This is a genomic window from Clostridium nitrophenolicum (assembly GCF_055391695.1).
The window spans coordinates 52729-73672 of the sequence record NZ_AP042469.1; the positions used below are offsets into that span (position 1 = coordinate 52729).

The following is a 20944-nucleotide window of genomic DNA, read 5'->3' on the forward strand; positions in this document are numbered from 1 at the left end:
TGTGTGTTATATAGGAGGAATAAAATAAATGAGTAAAGTAACACAAATAGCACATCCATTAATATTACATAAGTTATCTCTAATAAGAGATAAGAACACAGGTTCAAAGGATTTTAGAGAACTTGTTGAAGAAGTAGCTATGCTTATGGCATATGAAGTAACTCGCGATTTACAGCTTGAAGTAGTAGAAATAGAAACGCCAATATGTAAGGCAAAATGTAAAATGCTTGCAGGAAAGAAAGTAGCTATAGTTCCAATACTTAGAGCAGGTCTTGGTATGGTTGGTGGTATGACAAAACTTATACCGGCAGCAAAAGTTGGACATATAGGACTGTATAGAGATGAAGAAACATTAAAGCCGGTAGAATATTTCTGTAAACTTCCACAAGATATAGGAGAGAGAGATGTAATCGTTACGGATCCTATGCTTGCAACAGGTGGCTCAGCAGTAGATGCTATTACTCTTTTAAAACAAAAGGGTGCTAAAAATATAAGATTAATGTGTCTTATAGCTGCACCAGAAGGAATAAAAGTTGTTATGGATGCTCACCCAGATATAGATATATATATTGCATCAATAGATGAAAAATTAAATGAAAAGGGATATATTGTACCTGGTCTTGGAGATGCAGGAGATAGATTATACGGAACTAAATAATTTATATAAAAGCAGTGAGATAATTCACTGCTTTTTATTTGCAATTGGAATATAAAAAATGCGAAGCATTTTTAAGATGACAGAGGACAATTGTCCTCTGAAAATTTTATGTTACAAAATTTTAAACTTTAGAGCTTGAAGAATATTTAATCTACACTTTTAATTACATCATTTTTATTATAGAATAAAAGAGGATTAATAACAGCAACTGTTGGAGGAAGTTATGAATAGAATTGATAAAAATAACTATTATTTAGATATATGTGAGACTGTATTAGAGAGAGGAACTTGCTTAAGGCGTAACTTTGCGGCTATAATAGTCAAAAATGATGAGATTATGTCGACAGGATATTCGGGAGCTCCTAGAGGAAGAAAAAACTGCTGCGATTTAGGGTACTGTAGAAGAGAGGAACTAAATGTACCAAGAGGTACACGCTATGAATTATGTAGATCAGTTCATGCAGAGCAAAATGCTATTATATCTGCTAGAAGACAAGATATGATAGGATCAACTATGTATCTAGTTGGCCGAGAATGTAGTTCTGGAGAATATGTGCATAATGCTTCTCCTTGTTCACTGTGTAAGAGGTTTATAATTAATTCAGGAATTGAAAAAGTTGTAGTACGTGATACTAAAAAAGTTTATAGAGAAATAAATGTAGAAGAGTGGATTGAAAATGATGATTCTCTAGAAGGTGATGGATGTTATTAAGTAGCAGCAATAGTACGGTGTTTATTTGGTTTAGCTGAATATTGTTCAATATAAATAAGGAAGGTTAACTTATGGATAAATTATATGTTTTAGCATTGGTTTCAATAATAATCTCTGCTACGCTTACGCCAGTTATTAAAAAGTTTGCAGTAAAGATAAAAGTTATAGATATTCCAAAGGATAACAGAAGAGTACATAAAAAACCTATACCACTTCTAGGTGGGTTAGCAATATACTTTTCTTTTGTATTAACTTTGGTGTTAAAAACAGGAAAGTTATCTGAATCAGAAATAGGAATACTAATAGGTGCCACGATTATAGCTATAGGTGGTTTTTTGGATGATAAATTTGAAATAAGACCATGGCAAAAGCTTTTATTTCAAATAGCGGCAGCCTTAGCGCTAACTTCTTATGGCGTTAGAATAGTTTTGATAACAAATCCAATAAGCAGCGCAGAACTTTATATTAATATAGGAATACTATCAATTCCACTTACTGTAATTTGGGTGGTGGGTATTACTAATGCTTTAAATTTAATAGATGGATTGGATGGTTTAGCAGCAGGAGTTGCGTTTATTTCTACAGTAACCATTTTTATTATAACTTTATTAAACAGAAGGGTTGAAGCTGAAGCAGCAGTATTAACTATAATATTAGCTGGATCTATATTGGGTTTTTTACCTTATAATTTTAATCCAGCTTCTATATTTATGGGAGATACAGGAGCGCAATTATTGGGATTTTTATTAGCGGCAATATCCATAGAAGGAGCTATAAAGTCTGCAGCAGCCTTTGCAATTGCTGTGCCTATTCTGGCACTGGGAATACCAATATATGATACGCTTTTTGCTATGATTAGGAGAAAGATAAATGGGAAGCCTATAATGCAGGCAGATAAAGGACATCTTCATCACAGATTATTAGACATGGGACTTAATCAAAGGCAGGCTGTTATAATCATGTATCTGATAAGCGCTGTACTAGGTAGCTTTGCGATAATAGCAATGCAGATAAGCACTCAGAGGTCCTATTTCCTTCTTGCCCTTGTCATGGTAGTTCTAGTAATGATGGCTTGGAAATTTGGTTTTTTTGAACATAGAGAATAATTGGTATCTAGGTAACAGTAATGAAGAATAGTTGCCTTGAGGCTAAAACGGAGGTATATTTATGGAAAAAGTTAAGGTTATTACGATATTTGGAACAAGACCTGAAGCAATAAAAATGGCGCCTTTGGTCAAGAAGCTTGAGAAAAACCCAAATATAGAAAATAAGGTTTGTGTAACAGCACAACACAGGCAGATGCTGGATCAGGTATTAGATTTGTTTGATATTACTCCTGACTTTGATTTAAACATTATGCAAAGTAGGCAAACTCTTACAGGTATAACTACAAGAGTACTAGAGGGACTTGAAGATATATTTGAAAAAGAAAATCCCAATTTAGTTCTTGTGCATGGAGATACTACAACAACCTTTGCCGGTGCTTTAGCAGCATTTTATCAAAAAATAAAAGTTGGACATGTGGAAGCAGGGCTTAGAACTTTTGACAAGTATTTTCCTTTCCCTGAGGAGATGAATAGAAAACTTACAGGTTCAATGGCAGATTTGCATTTTGCGCCAACAGCAGGTTCAAAAAGCAATCTTTTAAGAGAAGGAATTGATGAAAAAGATATATTTGTTACTGGAAATACTGTCATTGATGCTATGGAATTTACAGTAGAGGATAGTTATGTATTTAACAATATGGAGCTTAATGGTATAGAATACAATAAAAAGAAAGTAATAATGGTTACAGCACACAGAAGAGAAAATTGGGGAGATGGAATCGAAAATATATGTAATGCTTTAAAAAGAATTGTTGAAGAGAACAACGATGTAGAGATAGTATATTTAGTTCATCTAAATCCAGTAGTTAAGGATGTTGTTTATAGAATTCTAGGTGGAATACCAAGAGTGCACTTATTACCGCCATTAGATACAAAGGAAACTCATAATTTAATGAATAAATGTTTTATGGTTATGACAGACTCTGGTGGGCTTCAGGAAGAGGCACCGCACTTAGGAAAGCCGGTGTTGGTTTTAAGAGATGTTACTGAAAGGCCAGAGGCTGTAAAGGCAGGTACTGTTAAGCTTGTTGGCACAGATATAACTACTATACTAAATACAGCTAATGAATTAATAAGAAATTCAGCAGAATATGATAAAATGAGTAGAGCTATAAATCCTTATGGTGATGGTAAAGCTTCAGAAAGAATTGTGCATGCAATATTAAACTATTTTGGTATTCAAAAAATGAAATATGAGGAATTTAGCTAGAAAGTAATTTCTAGCTATTCTTTTTTTTTGTTGCAATTTTGTGACATATTACTTTAATTTTATTATGTGTTAATTCTAACATTATGAGTATTATTTTAATTTTATGACATATTATTATAATTTTGTGATGTATTGTTGTAATTTTATGATATGTTATAAATAAAAAATATATATTAAGTATAAAAATTCTAATTGAAACCTATGGAAAAAGGAGTTATTATATTAAATAAGTATAAATTTTTCTTTTAAATGACTTATAAATTTACAGTATAAATGATAAATAACATAAAAAATGTAAAAAGAGTAGTCTAATTAAAGAAAAAGTAATCTTATTTATTAAATTTTATGAAAAAATATCATTTATAATGCATGTATATACAAATAATGTGTCAAAAAAGTTAAATTATTTAGACAATTGCAATATTAAATAAGTAAAGGAATTAAAGTGTTTGAGCTTAATATTAAAAATTTTCAATATTTTTAGAAAAATGCATCGATAATAAGTGATATTTGTTAATTGAAGTAAATTAAATAAATTTAAAGTAATGAAGATAAAATGGAATTATATTGTTAAAAAATCGACTATTAAGGCTAAATATTAAGATTATAGAGAGAATGCAGGATTTTATTTATATTTCCTAAGATTATATAATAGATTATCATGTAAATATTCTGGAGGAATTGAAAGTGCAAAATGACCTTCAATATATGTTCAGAAAAGTTATACTTTTTGACATAATACTAGCCTTAATTTTGGGCGGTACAACCTATTATTTTTTTAAGGATTATGTGTTTATAGTTCTTTTTGGTTTAAGTTTAGCTATCATAAGTTTTGTTTTAAATGGAATAATAACTGAGTACATACTTTTAAAAAAGACTGGTAAGTATAAAACAGTTGCGCTTATATCTTATATAATAAAAATAGTAACCATTTCTGGTATAGCGGTAATATTATTCAATCAAAATAAACTTAATGTAATTGCTTATATGTTGGGATATAGTTCTCATTTTATATCTCTAACATTATATGGAATAAACCTAAAAAATCAATAATTTATTAATAATTTTTATGAAAGGGAGTGATTATTTGGAAAAGTTCGAACCTTTGTTTTATCTGAATTTATTAGGATATAAATTCGGTGTCACTGAAAGTTTATTATTTCAGTGGATATTAATAGTCATAATTAGTATAATAGCTATAATTTCCACTAGGAACTTAAATAAAGTTCCAAATAGAAAACAAAGTGTTGTAGAAATTGTCGTAGAAACATTTAATTCACTTGTCAGGGAAAACATGGGTGAAGGTTATTCAGCTTTTGTTCCATATATAGGAACCCTAGCGATTTTTCTTTTATCTATGAATTTATTAGGCTTATTCGGTCTTAAGCCGCCTACACTAGATTTTAGTGTAGTTGCAGGACTCGCACTAATATCATTTGTGGTTGTACAAGTGAATGCTATTAAAAAAATAGGTGTGGGACATTACTTTGGAGGGTATTTCAAACCATTCGCAGCATTGCTTCCATTAAACCTTGTAGAAAGATTTATGCTTCCTATATCACTTACACTGAGACTTTTTGGTAACATGACAGCAGCTTTTGTTGTTATGGAGATGGTTTATGGAGCATTAGGACATCTAGGATGGATAGCACAAATTGGTATACCAGTACCTCTTCATGCATATTTTGATGTGTTTGATGGTACAATTCAAATGGTTATATTCATGATGTTAACAATGGTTAACATAAAGATTATAGCAGATCACTAATTTATAGTTATCAATTTAATTTAATATAACATAATTTAAACAATTTTTAAGGAGGAAGAAAAATGGGTAATATTGATCCAAAAGCATTTATATCAGGAATGGCAGCTATAGGTGCAGGATTAGCTGCAATAGGTTGTTTAGGTGGAGGAATTGGAACAGGTAATGCTGCCGGAAAAGCAGTTGAAGGTGTTTCAAGACAACCAGAAGCAAGTGGAAAAATAATTAGTACAATGGTTATAGGTGCTGCATTCTCAGAAGCAACATCTATCTATGCGTTGCTAGTTGCACTATTATTAATATTTAAATCATAATAATAAATAGTGCTCAAGGCACTATTTAAATCTATGCCTGAAGGGAGGCTTTTATAATAGTATGGAGATACATATTCCTCAACTTATTGCTACTATAATAAATTTTGCAATACTATTTTTTATCCTAAGGCATTTTCTATTTAATAAAGTTAACGACACTATCAATAGCAGACAAAATGAGATAGTTAATAAGATAAACAAAACTGAAGAAGACATGAAAAAAGCCGAAGAATTAAAAATAGAAAATGAAACTAACTTAAAACAAGCTAGAGAACAGGGTAAGACTATAGTAGAAGAATATAAAATAAAAGCCGAAAAAGTTTCCTCAGAATTACTAAATGAAGCTCGTGAAGAAGCTGGAACTATAATTGAGAGAGCAAGAACGGAAGCAGGTAGAGAAAAAGAAAAAGCTGCTGACGAGATAAAGGGTCAGGTTGTAGACTTAGCTGTTTTAATATCTTCAAAAGCTTTAGAACAATCTATTGATGAAGAACAACACAGGAGACTTATAAAGGATTTTATAGCTAAGGTAGGTATCTAACTATGCATGAATATTTAGATAGGAGATACGCTCTTGCACTTTACAAAGTTGCAGAGGAAAAAGGAAAAGTAGAGCAGTATTTAGAAGAATTAAAAAATATTGTAGTTCTTATGAATAATGATGAAGACTTCATGAAGCTCATCAGACATCCTCAGGTTAGTACTTCAAGCAAAAAGAAACTATTTACTGATATATTTAAAAGTAAAATAGATGAGGATTTACTATCTTTTTTACTTGTATTAATAGATAAAGGCAGAATCTTAGAGCTCGAAGGCAAACTTAGGGAAATGGAGAAAATAAATCTTGAGAGAAATAATACTGTTATAGCTAAGGTTAAAACAGTTGTTTCATTACAAGATGATGAGAAGAATAGTCTAATCAAAAAACTTGAAAAAAAATTCGATAAGAAGATTTTACTGGAAGAAGAGTTAGATCCAAGTATACTTGGAGGCGTCTATGTTCAAGTTAACAATGAAGTAATAGATGGAACAGTAAAATCCAAGATTGATGAAATGAAAAAATTAATGCTTAAGAGAGAATAGAGGTGAGCCTATGAACATAAAACCTGAAGAAATAACTTCAATTATTAAACAAGAAATTCAAAAGTATGAAAAGAAAATCGAGACAGTTGATTCAGGTACAATAATTCAAGTAGGTGATGGTATAGCCAGAGTTTATGGTCTTAGTGAATGTATGGCAGGAGAACTCTTGGAGTTCCCAAATGATGTTTATGGTATGGCTCTAAACCTTGAACAGGACAACGTTGGTTGCGTTCTTTTGGGTTCTGAAAAAGGTATAAAAGAAGGAGATATAGTTAAGAGAACTGGAAAAGTTGTTGAAGTACCAGTTGGGGATGCCATTATTGGTAGGGTTGTAAACGCATTAGGACAGCCTATAGATGGTAAAGGACCAATAAAGACAACAGCAACAAGACCAGTTGAACTTATAGCTCCTGGAGTTATAACAAGACAGTCTGTTAAACAGCCATTACAAACAGGTTTAAAAGCTATAGACTCAATGATACCAATTGGAAAAGGTCAAAGAGAACTTATAATAGGAGACAGACAGACAGGTAAAACTGCAATAGCTACAGATACAATAATAAACCAAAAAGGTAAAGACGTTATATGTATATATGTTGCTATAGGACAAAAACAGTCAACTGTTGCACATATAGTTAATAACCTTACAGAAATGGGCGCTATGGACTATACAATAGTTGTATCAGCTACAGCATCAGAATCAGCTCCATTGCAATATCTTTCACCATATGCTGGTTGTACAATGGGTGAACATTTCATGGGCCAAGGAAAAGATGTACTTATAGTATATGATGATTTGTCTAAGCACGCTGTTGCTTATAGAACAATGTCATTATTACTTCGTAGACCACCAGGAAGAGAAGCATATCCTGGAGACGTATTCTATGTACACTCAAGACTTCTTGAAAGAGCAGCAAAGCTTTCAGATAAGCTTGGTGGAGGATCGCTTACAGCGCTTCCTATAATAGAAACTCTTGCAGGAGACGTTACAGCATATATACCAACTAACGTTATTTCTATAACAGATGGACAGATATTCCTTGAGTCCGAGTTATTCTACGCAGGACAGAGACCAGCTGTTAATGCTGGTATATCCGTATCCAGAGTTGGTGGTAACGCTCAAATAAAAGCTATGAAACAGGTTGCAGGATCATTAAGACTTGACCTTGCACAATATAGAGAACTTGCTGCTTTTGCTCAGTTTGGTTCAGACCTTGATAGAGAATCAAAGAGAAGACTTGAAAAAGGTAAAAGGCTTACAGAAATATTAAAACAACCACAATACAAGCCTGTACCGGTAGAAAAGCAAATAATGATTCTTTACGCAGGTGTTAAAGAACACCTAATGGATGTTCCAGTTGATAAAATTGGCGAATTTGAAAAAGGCTTTATAGAATATATGGATACACATTACAAAGAAATAGGTCAGGAAATAGTAGAAAAGAAAGTTCTATCTGATGACTTAAGCAAAAGACTTAGTGATGCTATAGAAGAATATAAAAAAATATTTTTAGCAGAGGTATAATTTTTCCTTTGCGGGAGGTGAAGTATGGCAGGGGCAGGACTTGTTGCAATTAAGAGAAGAATTAAATCAATAACCAGTACCCAAAAAATAACAAAAGCCATGGGACTTATTGCCACCTCTAAACTCAGAAAGGTTAGAAATAAACTTGAGTTAAATGATAAATACTCTCAATCCTTTAGCGCTGTTATTAGTCAGTTTGTAAACGGGGCTGAGGAAAGTAGTATTTATATACATGGTAATAAAGGTAGAAAGAAGCTTTACATTACACTAAATTCAGACACAGGACTTTGCGGCGGATTTAATGCCAATGTTGTAAATAAAGCAGCAGAAATAATAGCAAAAGATAAAGAAAACTCTTTATTACTTTCAGTAGGTCAAAAGGGAAGAATGTACTTCAATAGGTTGAACTTTAAAACTACCGCAGAGTATGTTGATATACCGGATGTTCCTACACTACAAGAGGCAAGTGCTATTACATATAAAGTGTTAGATATGTATCGCAATTCTGAAGTTGGAGAGGTTTATGTAATATATACAAAGTTTCATTCTACTGTAAAACAGGTGGTTACTGTAGAGAAAATACTTCCTTTAGAAAATAAAGAATCAGAAGTAAAAAAGCGTTTTGTTAAGTTTGAACCATCTATTGATGAAATGATAGATGAAGTAATAGTTATGCAATTAAAACAACAAATATTAAACTTTATGCTTCACTCAAAAGCAAGTGAGCAAGGCTCAAGAATGAGTGCAATGGATGGAGCAACAAAGAATGCTAATGAGTTATTAGATGCACTTAACCTTAAATACAATAGAGAAAGACAAAGTGCTATAACTCAAGAAATATCCGAAATAGTCGGAGGAGCAGAGGCTCAAAAGTAAGGAGGGACACTACTAATGCCAAACGTAGGCAAAGTTGTTCAGGTTATAGGACCTGTAGTAGATATAAAGTTTAGCACAGAAAACCTTCCTAACATATATAACTCCATAGAGATAAATGTAGGCGATAAAAAACTTATAGCAGAAGTAGCTCAGCATGTTGGAGACGATATCGTTAGAACAATATCTATGGAAGCAACAGATGGTTTAAAGAGGGATATGGAGGCTGTTGATACAGGAGCACCTATATCTGTACCAGTTGGAGAACCAGTTTTAGGAAGACTTTTCAACTTATTAGGACAGCCAATTGATGAAGCGGGAGAAGTTGTTGCGAATACATTTTATCCTATTCATAGACCAGCACCAAGTTTCGAAGATCAATCTGTAGAACCAGAGATGTTTGAAACTGGTATTAAGGTTATAGATCTTCTTGCACCATACCAAAGAGGTGGAAAAATAGGACTATTTGGTGGTGCGGGAGTTGGTAAAACAGTTCTTATTCAGGAATTAATAAATAACATAGCAAAACAACACGGTGGTCTATCAGTATTCACAGGTGTTGGAGAAAGAACAAGAGAAGGTAATGACCTTTATTATGAAATGAAGGAATCTGGAGTTATCGACAAAACTGCATTGGTATTTGGTCAGATGAATGAGCCGCCTGGAGCTAGAATGAGAGTTGCTCTAACAGGTCTTACTATGGCTGAATATTTCAGAGATCAAGGTCAGGATGTGCTTCTATTTATAGATAACATATTCAGATTTACACAAGCTGGTTCAGAGGTTTCAGCGCTACTTGGAAGAATACCAAGTGCCGTTGGATATCAGCCAACACTTGCAACTGAAATGGGTGCTCTTCAAGAAAGAATAACTTCAACAAAGCAAGGTTCTATTACATCTGTTCAGGCTGTATATGTACCTGCCGATGACTTAACTGACCCAGCACCAGCAACTACATTCTCTCACCTTGATGCTACAACAGTTCTTTCAAGAGCTATATCTGAACTTGGAATATACCCTGCAGTTGACCCACTAGAGTCAAGTTCAAGAATTCTTGATCCAAGAATAGTTGGAGATGAACATTATGCTGTAGCTTCGGATGTTAAGCATATACTTCAAAGATATAGAGAATTACAAGATATAATAGCAATCCTTGGTGTAGATGAACTTTCAGAAACAGATAGATTAGTAGTTATAAGAGCTAGAAGAATTCAAAGATTCTTATCACAACCATTTACTGTTGCTGAGCAGTTTACAGGAATGAAGGGTGCATATGTTCCTATAAAAGAAACTGTAAGAGGATTTAGAGAAATACTTGATGGTAAATATGATAATTTACCAGAAGCAGCATTCTTATTTGCAGGAACTGTAGAAGAAGTAGCAGAAAAAGCAAAGGCTATGATGGAAAGTTAATATTTAATTATAAAGTTAGACAGTATATACTGTCTAACTTTATGTATATGTATAGTAGGGTAGGAACTGCCCGAATTGAAGCCTGTGGAGAATAATATAGTTTTGTTTTATATGTATGTTCTTAGAAACAGGAAGCTCCAGTTTTGGAGTTGTTCACATTACTTGTGAGAAGGAGATTAATATGGCAGATGCTTTAAAGTTAAATATCCTTACTCCTGAAAAGGAATTTTATACTGGTGAAGTTACAGAAATAATAACAGACAGCACTCAAGGCCGTGTAGGGATACTTGTTGATCACATGCCTTTAGTAACAACATTAAGACCTGGTATGACAGAAATTACTGAAAAAGGTGGAAAACAAATTAAAGTATTCACTTCAACTGGAATTATGGAAGTAAAAGATAATGAAGTCAGAATTCTATGTGATGTATGCGAATGGCCTGAGGAAATTGACTTTAAAAGAGCTGAAGAAGCTAGAAAAAGAGCAGAAGAAAGATTAAAAAATAAAAACCATGATAATCTTGATATAAGAAGAGCTGAGTTAGCTTTATCAAGAGCTCTTGCTAGATTAAAGTTACAATAGGATAACTACTTAAACAACACGAAACTAATGTTTCGTGTTGTTTTTTTGCCATAAAGTATTTTTAATTTTTGCACATTTTTTCATGGAATTCTATATATTGATAATATATTAAAATAAGACAAACTTTAGGAATGGTTTTAAGGATTAATATAAACTTCTTCAATTCACAATTTAAAAAAATGCGAAGCAATTTTTCTTGAATTATTAATTCTACACTCTAAGCCCTTAACTATAATGATTTTGTGAACCATAGATAAATTTGTTTCATTTTATGTAAAAATTGTTAATAATTAAATATAATTGAATAACCCTCTAGTTAGTTGTACATAATTTAGGTATAACACAAAAGGGGGGTGCGCTCTATAGGTCCTATCCTAAGAGCAAATATGATGAGAAAGAAGATTATTTTAATAATCATACTTACAATAGTAGGAGTCATATTTTCTTCTATTGATTTTCCAATGGCAAGCAAAAATACTAATCTATTTGAAGAGTCTTTAATAAAGGTCAACGGCAAAACTGTAGAGTATGGTATAACTTCAAATTTTACAACAGAGGAAAATGGTGAGGAAATCTCAGATTATATATTAAGGAGCTTAAACTTCTATGATGGATGGAATAAAAGCATATTGAAAAACGGAAAGGTTTACTGTGTAGAGTTTGAAAAAAATGATGTAAGCGGGTACATAGAAACTACTGCATATGAAAATTATAATTTTGTAACAGTAAATATTGTAAAAAAAGATAGTAAAAATGATTTAGAGGATTTAAAAAATAAAATTCACAACTGTCTTAAGGGTAAGCAAATTCATGCTAAATATTTTCAGTATTTAAAAGCAAAAATTCCCAATGATGACATAGCAGATGCAAATAAAGAAATATTAATGCTTTTAAAAAAATATAGGGCATCTAACATCAATACTATTGAATTAGAAAATGGATATAGTACAACAGCATATACAAGAAATTATGATTCTACACAAAGTGATGGCAAACCAATAGATTTTAATTATGCTGTCTGTAAATACTCTTCAGGTAGCTATATAATTATTGGAACACCGGAAATAATTGTAACATATTAGCAATTGTAGAATGGAGGATAGTTATGGATAAGATAATAGTTAGAGGAGGAAAAAGGCTAGAGGGTGAGGTAAACATAAGTACTGCTAAAAATTCTGTATTACCAATTATAGCAGCTAGTATACTAAGTGGTGATAAGTGTATAATAGAATCAGCTCCAATGCTTGAGGATGTTTTTGTTATTAGCGATGTGCTTAGAACTATTTCAACGGAAATAGATATAGATAGTAAAACAAATAGAATCTTAATCGATTCATCGAATATTAAAGATTGCGAAGCTTCTAGTGAGCTGGTAAAGAAAATGAGAGCATCTTTTTTGATTATGGGAGCTATGATTTCAAGGTTTGGTAAATTTAGATTATCGCTTCCAGGAGGTTGTAATATAGGAACTAGGCCTATAGATTTGCACTTAAAAGGATTCAGTGCGTTAGGTGCAGAAGTGAGTGTTGGGCATGGTTATGTTGAAGCTCAAGCTAGAAAACTTATAGGAAACAAAATTTACTTGGATTTTCCTTCAGTAGGGGCCACTGAGAACATTATGATGGCAGCAGTAATGGCAGAAGGTGAAACTACTATAGAAAACGCCGCTGAGGAGCCAGAAATTGAGGATTTAGCAAAGTTTTTGAACAGTATGGGAGCAAATATTATTGGAGCAGGATCAGGTACTATCCATATTATTGGAGTAAAAAATTTAAAAGGAACAACACATAAACCAATATACGATAGAATAGAAGCTGGAACATTTATGACTGCGGCTGCAATAACTAGAAGTAAAATTAAAATAAATGGGGTAGATGAAGGACATTTAAAGCCTGTAATTGCTAAGTTAACAGAAGCAGGAGTTAATATTAAAATAGAGGGAAATAGCATGGTAATAGACGGAAATAGGGAGCTGAAGCCGATCGATATTAAGACCATGCCTTATCCGGGATTTCCAACGGATATGCAGTCACAACTTTCAGGGCTTTTATGTACAGTACATGGAACTAGCATTATAACAGAAACAATTTTTGAAAATAGATTTATGCATGCGTCAGAAATGAAAAGAATGGGAGCTAATATTAAAATTGATGGTAGAAGTGCCGTTATAGAAGGCGTTGACAGATTAACTGGTGCAGAAGTTAGAGCAACAGATTTAAGAGCAGGTGCAGCTCTAGTACTTTGTGGATTAGCTGCAGAAGGAGAAACAGAAGTTACAGATATATACCATGTAGATAGAGGGTATGTTAAAATAGAGAAAAAACTGCAGGGGTTAGGTGCTGATATTGAGAGAGCAAAGATGTAAATCCCCACGGTATTAATATATGGGATAAAAGAGAAGATTAGAACAAATATCTTCTCTTTTTTTATTACAGATATTTAAGATGATGAGATATAGTAATAATTTTCAAATGTAAGTAATAAAAATATAATGTTATATTTTACAAAAGTAAGGAGATACATATATGAGAAGAGGCATGAGTATTCCAATACATTTGAAAAGATTTTTTTTGCTAATATTAATAAGTACAAGTTTTATCATAATTCTTTCATTAGCATTAGTAGGATTCGGAGAGGGAAGCAGCAATGTAGTGAAATCTATTATACCTAGATTTTTAATGAAATCTAATGACATATCATTTAACGAGAATAATGTGGGAGTACCAAAGATAAAGGTATATATAGCTAAAGAGAATAGAGTAGTTGAAATGTATCTTGAAGAATATGTTAGAGGTGTTGTTGCTGCAGAAGTGCCTGTTGAATTTGGAATTGAGGCACTAAAGGCACAAGCTGTAGCCGCTAGAACCTTCGCACTAGCACATATGGAAGAGTATGGAGGCAAAAAATACAAAAGTAATACAGGTGCTAATGTATGCGATACAGTGCAGTGCCAAGTATTTATAAACAAAGATGATAGGTTAAAAACATGGCCTGCAAGTAAGAGAGAAGAATACTGGAATAAGATAACTGAAGCTGTAAAGGATACTTCAGGAGAGGCTTTGGCATACGATGGAAAGATTATAGATGAGCCTCTTTTCTTTGCAGTAAGTGGGGGCAAAACAGAAAATGCATTAGATGTTTTTAAGGATAACAAGCCTTATTTAAAAAGTGTAGAAAGCCCTGGAGAAGAAATTGCGCCAAAGTTTAAAAGTGTTGTAAAAATGTCTTATTTAGAATTCATAAAAAAAATTAATGCCGAGTATTCTAACTCTGATATAAGCTTATTAAATGTTAGAAATCAAATAGAAATAAAAAGCAGGAACGAAAGTGGATCTGTAAAAGAAATCAGACTCGGTAAAACAACAATATCAGGGGTGAAGTTCAGAACTATTATGGGACTAAATTCTACTAACTTTAAAATTAAGTTTAACTCCAGCAATGTGGAGATAAGTTGCACTGGATATGGACACGGAGTAGGAATGAGTCAGTGGGGAGCTAATGCAATGGCAAAACAAGGCAAAAATTATAGAGAAATATTACAACACTATTATAGCGGTGTGGAAATTACAAAAATGAAATAATACTTATAAATAATGCTATTAAAAAGCAGATTAGAGTTAATAACGATTCTAATCTGCTTTATTTCTTTTTTGTTTTGAAAAAAATGTAAAAAAATATAGAAAATAATAGAAAAAATTTTATGAAAAATATGTATTTTTTTCTATTGTCTGGACAAACTACAAAAAGGAGGTGTTCGTATGGATAAAAAATTTTTCAACAAAACATTAAACTTTTTAAAGAAAGAGGGCTTTTACGTAATACTATTTGTTTGTTTGTGTATTGTCGCTACAGTAGCTGCTTTAACAGCTAGAAATAATAAACATACAGATAATACACCAGCACAGCAAAGCAATTCAGTACAACAAAAACAAAGTAAGGAAACAGCTAAGGCTGGAAATGAGCCTTCTTTAAATTACGATAATGCTCTACAGGTAAAGAAAGAGACTAAGCCAGAAATAGTTGTACCTAAGAATGATACTAAATCACAAGGAGTTTCTAATTCAGTGAATGTAGCATTCCAAAAACCAGTAGAAGGAAGTTTAGCAAGAGCTTATTCTGAAGATCCTGTATTTTGGGATTCTACAGGAAGTTATAGACCTAACCTTGGGTATGATATAAAAGCAGAATTAGGAAAACCGGTTCTTGCTGTTGCTGATGGAAAAGTAGAGCAAGTTAACAGTGCAACACAAGATGGAGTGGAAGTTATCATAAACCATCAAAATGGTATAAAAACTGTCTATTCAAATTTAGATCCAAAAGTAAAGGTTACTAAAGGACAGACGGTAACAAAAGGTACAGCTATAGGTGTAGTTGGTAAGAGTACACTAAGAGCAGCTTACGAAAAATATGGTGATCACTTACACTTTGCAGTTTTAAAAGGAAAAGATTTTGTTGATCCAAGTAAATATTTAAAGTATTAACATTCTAGCCATTTTCCGAGAAGTTTATCGGAAAATGGCCCATACAATGAATTTAAAAATGTAAGTTAGCATATTTATAAATATAGAAGGGTTAAGGAGGTACCATCTTTGAAAGATTACATTGAAGAAAGAGTTTTAGAAGTTGCAAGGTATATTATAGGGTCAAAAGCTACAATAAGAAAAACAGCTAAAGTCTTTGGAGTAAGTAAAAGTACAATACACAAAGACATGACGGAAAGGTTACCTAAAATAAATCCTCAAATTGCTGAAGAGGCTAAAATTATATTAGACTATAATAAAGCCGAAAGACATATAAGAGGCGGAAAAGCTACTAAAATGAAATATAAAGCTATTGAAGGTTAAAAACATTCCGATTATAATTAATATGAAGATATAATAAAATAGACAAATTTGTCATTAAAATGATAAATTTACGGGGAAGAGTAGGAGTGAATTAAGGAATGTTTTTTAGTATAGGAACCGATATGGGAATTGATTTAGGTACGGCTACGGTGCTCGTTTATATTAAAGGAAGAGGAGTAATATTAAAAGAACCTTCAGTAGTTGCTATAGATAAAAGCAAAAATAAAGTTTTAGCAGTAGGCGAGGAAGCGTGGCAAATGATAGGTAGAACGCCAGGGAATATCGTGGCGATTCGTCCATTGAGGGATGGGGTTATATCAGATTATGATATAACTGAAAAAATGTTAAAATATTTTATAACTAAAGCTTGTGGAAAAAAAAGAATGTCAGCACCAAGAGTAGTAGTTTGTGTTCCTTGTGAAGCTACAGAAGTAGAAAAAAGGGCTGTAATTGATGCAGCTAAAAATGCAGGTGCTAAAAAGGTATTTTTAATAGAAGAGCCTTTAGCAGCTGCAATCGGTGCAGGCCTTGATATAACTAAGGCAAGTGGAAACATGGTTATAGATATAGGTGGAGGTACAACTGACGTAGCGGTTATTTCTTTAGGCGGAATTGTTGTAAGGGCTTCAATTAAGGTTGCAGGAGACAAGTTCGATGAGGCAATAATGAGATACATAAGAAAAGAGCACAAGCTTATGATTGGAGAAAGAACTGCAGAAGATTTAAAGATAAATATAGGATCTGCATTTGAGAGAGAAGAAAAAGTTACTATGGAGATAAGAGGAAGAGATTTAATTACTGGACTTCCTAAAAATATAGCTGTATCCTCAGATGAAATGAGGGAAGCATTAAGAGAAACTGTAAATGCAATAGCAGAAACAACTCACTCAGTGTTAGAGAAAACTCCTCCAGAATTAGCAGCAGATATAGCTGATAAAGGAATAGTTATGACTGGTGGAGGAGCATTATTAAATGGTCTCAGTAGCTTAATACAGGAAGTAACTAAAGTTCCAGTATATGTTGCGGAAGAGGCTGTTTCTTGTGTGGCTCTAGGAACAGGTAAAGTATTAGAATACTTAGATAAAATGGAAGTTACCTTTACTGGTGATGACATAACATTAATAGATTAGCGAAGAAAATTATTCTAAATGAATATAAATATAATAGTATAAAATAAAAAGCAAAATCTCTAGATTTTGCTTTTTATTTTATACTATTATTTCATTGTTATATAGATAATAAGCGTGGATTAATGAATCTCTTATAACCTTTGCCATACTGAAAATCAAACTTAGCCTTATACTAGTACTATTAAATATTTCATCGTTATCGTTAGAATCAACTATACCTATTATAGAGGTTTCACCTACATTAGGTAGTGACTTACCGACACCTTTCCCAGGATGAACAGGGTAATCCCTTGCTTGAATCTCTCCTATGCTATCAGAATCTCCTAAGCAGGCATCGATACCTATTATATGATTATTAGGATGAAGCTGTTTAATTTCATCTAGTCTATTATCAATATTTAAAGCATGTATTGGCTCTGAGACTGTGCCATATACAGGTAATGGAAAGTTAGACTCTTTAAGTAATGTACCAACTAAAGGACCAAGGCAGTCTCCTATACATCTATCAGTACCAATACATACTATAATTGTATTCTTATCAATATAATCTTTCAAAAAATAAGCAATATCATAGTATGATAGCGGATTTTTATAGTTAGCTTTCACTCTTTTCAATAGCTACACCTCCTTAGTAATTTATATGAAATTATCTTAAGAAATATTAAGAAAAAGGAATAAAAAAAGAAAAAAAAGAGATAATAATATAGGTGCAAGGAGGGCGTATATATTATGAAGAAAACAATATTATCTTTTATAGCGATTTTGTGTACGGCTGTTTGTGTTTTAATAATGGTATTTGCAGATAAAATAGGCACAAAGGGAGAAATATATAAGGATAAAATAGAAGTAATAAACGATAACAATACTTTAAAAGAAAATACCAACATAAAACAAGGTTCCAACATAAAAAAAGAAGCAAGTAAAGATGAGAATAAAGGTAAAAATGAAATCAATCAAGCAAATTCTATTGCAGTAACAGACGCTTATAAAAGTTTCAAAATGAATGAGATAAGTGAAAAAATGCAACAGGATAAAAAAGTATTTTTTGAAGAAAGTGACAAAGCTGTAGAGGCTAAAAAAGTTGCAGATAAAGAAAGCTCTAAAAAGATTAGTTCAGAAGATGCTACCAGTGAAAATGTAAAAAAAGATTCTGCTAATTATTCTAGTGACAGTACTCCAGTATTTAAGGTTTCTAAGTCGAAAATAAAGGATAAGCTTACATTGTCTGATAAGGAAAAACTGCTATCTGTGGCAGCAAAGTTGTCAGCTGTAGATTACGAAAAAATCAATACATATCTTCAAAATGGTAGTGATGAAGATATAAAAAACACTATAAAATTACTTAAAAGTAGGTTATCTGATAAAGACTATGAAAAGGTTAAATTGGTAGCAGAGAAATTCATTAATATGGAAGTTGTAGAGCAGTAAGAAACAAGAGAGTAGAAAGTAATATTTAATTATATATAATTACATGACCAGAATTTATGTTTGAATTATAGAGCAATAAAGAGAAAAACGTAAAAATATAGAGTATTATACTGTTAAATTGATATAAACATCTATAATTGCGTTTGAAAATAACATAATAACAATGTATACTAATCCATGTTGAAGCGGTTAAAAACTTCAAGGAAAGGTATGCTGGTTTAGCTCAGCAGGTAGAGCAACTGACTTGTAATCAGTAGGTCGCGAGTTCGATTCTTGCAACCAGCACCAAATATGGAGGAATTCCCGAGTGGCCAAAGGGGGCAGACTGTAAATCTGTTGTCAGTGACTTCGATGGTTCGAATCCATCTTCCTCCACCATAATGTGGGCGCATAGCTCAGCTGGGAGAGCATCTGCCTTACAAGCAGAGGGTCACAGGTTCGAGCCCTGTTGTGCCCACCATAAAAATAAATATACGCTGGTTTAGCTCAGCAGGTAGAGCAACTGACTTGTAATCAGTAGGTCGCGAGTTCGATTCTTGCAACCAGCACCAAATGCGGAGGAATTCCCGAGTGGCCAAAGGGGGCAGACTGTAAATCTGTTGTCAGTGACTTCGATGGTTCGAATCCATCTTCCTCCACCATAAATAAAACACTCATAGGAGTGTTTTATTTTTATATATTTTTATGATACAATATAGGTAGTGATAGGATATTTTAACAACATTTATCACATAACATTATTTATATAATAAAAATACTTCAAATGTCATAAAATATATAAGCTTTATTATGGATTTTATATTGACAGCATGTTTTAACTATGTTAATATCATAAACGAATGTAATTAAATACATAAACTCTTATCAAGAGAGGTGGAGGGAAAGGGCCCGATGAAACCCGGCAACCGGCTTATAGCTAAGGTGCCAATTCCTGCAGTATGAGTCTGCGAGATAAGAGAGTAGTTAAGTAATTTAACCTCTTCTTATTGAAGAGGTTTTATTTTTTTATAAAACGGAGGGATAAGATTATGAGAAGACTTTTTACGTCCGAATCAGTTACAGAAGGACATCCAGATAAGATATGTGATCAAATTTCCGATGCTATTCTTGATTCAATACTAGAACAAGATCCAAATGGTAGAGTAGCTTGCGAAACTGCGGTTACAACAGGTATGGTTATGGTTATGGGAGAAATATCAACTAATTGTTATGTAGATATTCCTAAACTAGTTAGAAAAACTATAGAAGAGATAGGCTATACACGAGCTAAATTTGGCTTTGACTGTGATACATGTGCAGTAATGACTTCAATAGATGAACAATCATCAGATATAGCTATGGGAGTAGATGAGGCTCTTGAATCTAAGATGGGCCAAATGGATAAGATGGAGGCAATAGGTGCAGGAGACCAAGGAATGATGTTTGGTTTTGCAACAAATGAGACAGCTGAGTATATGCCTATGCCAATAAGCTTATCTCATAAACTTTCAAGAAGATTAGCTGAAGTTAGAAAAAATGGAACATTAGGTTACTTAAGACCAGATGGAAAAACACAGGTTACTGTTGAGTATGAAGATGATAAGCCTGTTAGAGTAGATGCGATTGTAATTTCAACTCAACATGATCCAGAAATAACACGTGAGCAAATAGAAAAAGATATGATTGAACATGTAATAAAGCCTGTTATTCCAGCTAATTTATTAGATGAAGCTACTAAGTACTTTATAAACCCAACAGGAAGATTCGTTGTGGGAGGACCACAAGGAGACTCAGGCTTAACAGGAAGAAAGATCATTGTTGATACTTATGGTGGATATGGAAGACATGGTGGTGGTGCTTTCTCAGGAAAGGATCCAACTAAGGTTGATAGATCTGCTGCATATGCTGCTAGATGGGTTGCTAAAAACCTTGTTGCTGCAGGAGTTGCTGACAAATTAGAGATACAACTTGCTTACGCTATAGGTGTTGCAAAACCTGTATCTATAACAGTCGACACATTTGGAACAGGAAAAATAGCAGAAGATAAGATTGTTGAAATAGTTAACAAGGTATTTGACTTAAGACCTGCTGCTATTATAAGAGATTTAGATTTGAAAAAACCAATGTACAGACAGGTAGCTGCTTATGGACATTTTGGAAGAACTGATGTAAATGTTCCATGGGAAGGTTTAAGTAAAGTTGAAGAAATTAAAAGTTTTATGTAATAAATAATTATTAAAGATAAAAAAGCTCTTATGTTTGCAGCATAGGAGCTTTTTTTATAAAAATTAATATCATGTGCTATAATTATAATAAAAAGC

General features: G+C 32.7%; 22 protein-coding genes, 5 tRNA genes and 1 riboswitch. Of the genes, 26 read left to right on the forward strand and 1 reads right to left on the reverse strand.

The features are described from left to right. Nucleotides 1-28 precede the first annotated feature (28 nt). The 19 genes from upp to mreB all read left to right on the forward strand — a co-directional run bounded on the left by upp (nucleotide 29) and on the right by mreB (nucleotide 17216). Entirely contained in the window at nucleotides 29-658 is a 630-nt protein-coding gene (gene upp, locus ACZ5N4_RS00285; protein ID WP_464206110.1) for a uracil phosphoribosyltransferase, read from the forward strand. Between the two features lie 223 nt (nucleotides 659-881). Continuing rightward, nucleotides 882-1370: a deoxycytidylate deaminase gene (locus ACZ5N4_RS00290; RefSeq protein WP_464206112.1), complete on the forward strand. Its 489-nt coding sequence runs from the start codon at nucleotides 882-884 to the stop codon at nucleotides 1368-1370. A 71-nt stretch (nucleotides 1371-1441) separates the two neighbouring features. Beyond that, entirely contained in the window at nucleotides 1442-2476 is a 1035-nt protein-coding gene (locus ACZ5N4_RS00295; RefSeq protein WP_464206114.1) for an MraY family glycosyltransferase, read from the forward strand. A gap of 61 nt (nucleotides 2477-2537) precedes the next feature. Further along, entirely contained in the window at nucleotides 2538-3686 is a 1149-nt protein-coding gene (gene wecB, locus ACZ5N4_RS00300; protein ID WP_464206116.1) for a non-hydrolyzing UDP-N-acetylglucosamine 2-epimerase, read from the forward strand. Between the two features lie 687 nt (nucleotides 3687-4373). After that, nucleotides 4374-4739 carry an ATP synthase subunit I gene (locus ACZ5N4_RS00305; RefSeq protein WP_464206118.1) on the forward strand — a complete coding sequence of 122 codons (366 nt, stop codon included), beginning with the start codon at nucleotides 4374-4376 and terminating at the stop codon, nucleotides 4737-4739. Nucleotides 4740-4773: 34 nt separating this feature from the next. Further along, on the forward strand, nucleotides 4774-5454 hold the full coding sequence (locus ACZ5N4_RS00310) for a F0F1 ATP synthase subunit A (RefSeq protein WP_464206120.1): 681 nt from the start codon (nucleotides 4774-4776) through the stop codon (nucleotides 5452-5454). Between the two features lie 71 nt (nucleotides 5455-5525). After that, a complete protein-coding gene (gene atpE / locus ACZ5N4_RS00315; RefSeq protein WP_374119124.1) occupies nucleotides 5526-5765 on the forward strand; it encodes an ATP synthase F0 subunit C in 240 nt (79 codons plus the stop codon). A gap of 61 nt (nucleotides 5766-5826) precedes the next feature. Beyond that, complete coding sequence (locus tag ACZ5N4_RS00320) at nucleotides 5827-6306, forward strand: F0F1 ATP synthase subunit B (protein ID WP_464206122.1); 480 nt, start codon at nucleotides 5827-5829, stop codon at nucleotides 6304-6306. 2 nt (nucleotides 6307-6308) lie between these two features. After that, nucleotides 6309-6848: a F0F1 ATP synthase subunit delta gene (locus ACZ5N4_RS00325; RefSeq protein ID WP_464206124.1), complete on the forward strand. Its 540-nt coding sequence runs from the start codon at nucleotides 6309-6311 to the stop codon at nucleotides 6846-6848. A 10-nt stretch (nucleotides 6849-6858) separates the two neighbouring features. Further along, on the forward strand, nucleotides 6859-8373 hold the full coding sequence (atpA, locus tag ACZ5N4_RS00330) for a F0F1 ATP synthase subunit alpha (protein ID WP_464206126.1): 1515 nt from the start codon (nucleotides 6859-6861) through the stop codon (nucleotides 8371-8373). 24 nt (nucleotides 8374-8397) lie between these two features. Beyond that, entirely contained in the window at nucleotides 8398-9249 is an 852-nt protein-coding gene (atpG, locus tag ACZ5N4_RS00335) for an ATP synthase F1 subunit gamma (RefSeq protein WP_464206128.1), read from the forward strand. Nucleotides 9250-9264: 15 nt separating this feature from the next. Next, nucleotides 9265-10659: a F0F1 ATP synthase subunit beta gene (atpD, locus tag ACZ5N4_RS00340; RefSeq protein WP_464206130.1), complete on the forward strand. Its 1395-nt coding sequence runs from the start codon at nucleotides 9265-9267 to the stop codon at nucleotides 10657-10659. A gap of 181 nt (nucleotides 10660-10840) precedes the next feature. Continuing rightward, a complete protein-coding gene (locus ACZ5N4_RS00345; RefSeq protein WP_464211081.1) occupies nucleotides 10841-11242 on the forward strand; it encodes a F0F1 ATP synthase subunit epsilon in 402 nt (133 codons plus the stop codon). A gap of 386 nt (nucleotides 11243-11628) precedes the next feature. Further along, a complete protein-coding gene (locus ACZ5N4_RS00350) occupies nucleotides 11629-12324 on the forward strand; it encodes a YwmB family TATA-box binding protein (RefSeq protein ID WP_464206132.1) in 696 nt (231 codons plus the stop codon). A gap of 23 nt (nucleotides 12325-12347) precedes the next feature. Next, nucleotides 12348-13607 (forward strand): UDP-N-acetylglucosamine 1-carboxyvinyltransferase, encoded by a 1260-nt coding sequence (gene murA, locus ACZ5N4_RS00355; RefSeq protein WP_464206134.1) that lies wholly within the window; start codon nucleotides 12348-12350, stop codon nucleotides 13605-13607. A gap of 160 nt (nucleotides 13608-13767) precedes the next feature. Then, nucleotides 13768-14823 (forward strand): stage II sporulation protein D, encoded by a 1056-nt coding sequence (spoIID, locus tag ACZ5N4_RS00360; protein ID WP_464206136.1) that lies wholly within the window; start codon nucleotides 13768-13770, stop codon nucleotides 14821-14823. Nucleotides 14824-15000: 177 nt separating this feature from the next. Then, nucleotides 15001-15723, forward strand: a complete 723-nt coding sequence (locus tag ACZ5N4_RS00365) for a peptidoglycan DD-metalloendopeptidase family protein (protein WP_464206138.1) — start codon at nucleotides 15001-15003, stop codon at nucleotides 15721-15723. A gap of 108 nt (nucleotides 15724-15831) precedes the next feature. Then, entirely contained in the window at nucleotides 15832-16086 is a 255-nt protein-coding gene (gene spoIIID, locus ACZ5N4_RS00370; RefSeq protein ID WP_211143431.1) for a sporulation transcriptional regulator SpoIIID, read from the forward strand. Between the two features lie 98 nt (nucleotides 16087-16184). Beyond that, a complete protein-coding gene (mreB, locus tag ACZ5N4_RS00375) occupies nucleotides 16185-17216 on the forward strand; it encodes a rod shape-determining protein (RefSeq protein ID WP_211143430.1) in 1032 nt (343 codons plus the stop codon). A gap of 78 nt (nucleotides 17217-17294) precedes the next feature. On the opposite strand, the gene yyaC is transcribed toward mreB, so the two are convergent. Then, on the reverse strand, nucleotides 17295-17831 hold the full coding sequence (gene yyaC / locus ACZ5N4_RS00380; RefSeq protein WP_464206142.1) for a spore protease YyaC: 537 nt from the start codon (nucleotides 17829-17831) through the stop codon (nucleotides 17295-17297). A 114-nt stretch (nucleotides 17832-17945) separates the two neighbouring features. Here yyaC and ACZ5N4_RS00385 point away from each other — a divergent pair, with 114 nt between their 5' ends. From ACZ5N4_RS00385 to metK, 7 genes are all read left to right on the forward strand, one after another. Next, complete coding sequence (locus ACZ5N4_RS00385; RefSeq protein WP_464206144.1) at nucleotides 17946-18644, forward strand: hypothetical protein; 699 nt, start codon at nucleotides 17946-17948, stop codon at nucleotides 18642-18644. A gap of 212 nt (nucleotides 18645-18856) precedes the next feature. Continuing rightward, nucleotides 18857-18932, forward strand: a tRNA-Thr gene (locus ACZ5N4_RS00390). A gap of 5 nt (nucleotides 18933-18937) precedes the next feature. Beyond that, nucleotides 18938-19022 (forward strand) — tRNA-Tyr (locus ACZ5N4_RS00395). Nucleotides 19023-19028: 6 nt separating this feature from the next. Further along, nucleotides 19029-19104: transfer RNA gene (locus ACZ5N4_RS00400), tRNA-Val, on the forward strand. A gap of 15 nt (nucleotides 19105-19119) precedes the next feature. After that, nucleotides 19120-19195 (forward strand) — tRNA-Thr (locus tag ACZ5N4_RS00405). Between the two features lie 5 nt (nucleotides 19196-19200). Further along, nucleotides 19201-19285: transfer RNA gene (locus ACZ5N4_RS00410), tRNA-Tyr, on the forward strand. Nucleotides 19286-19502: 217 nt separating this feature from the next. Continuing rightward, a riboswitch (SAM riboswitch) is annotated at nucleotides 19503-19602 on the forward strand. A 70-nt stretch (nucleotides 19603-19672) separates the two neighbouring features. Continuing rightward, nucleotides 19673-20848, forward strand: coding sequence for a methionine adenosyltransferase (gene metK, locus ACZ5N4_RS00415; protein ID WP_464206146.1), 1176 nt, complete (start codon nucleotides 19673-19675; stop codon nucleotides 20846-20848). The last annotated feature ends 96 nt before the right edge of the window (nucleotides 20849-20944 follow it).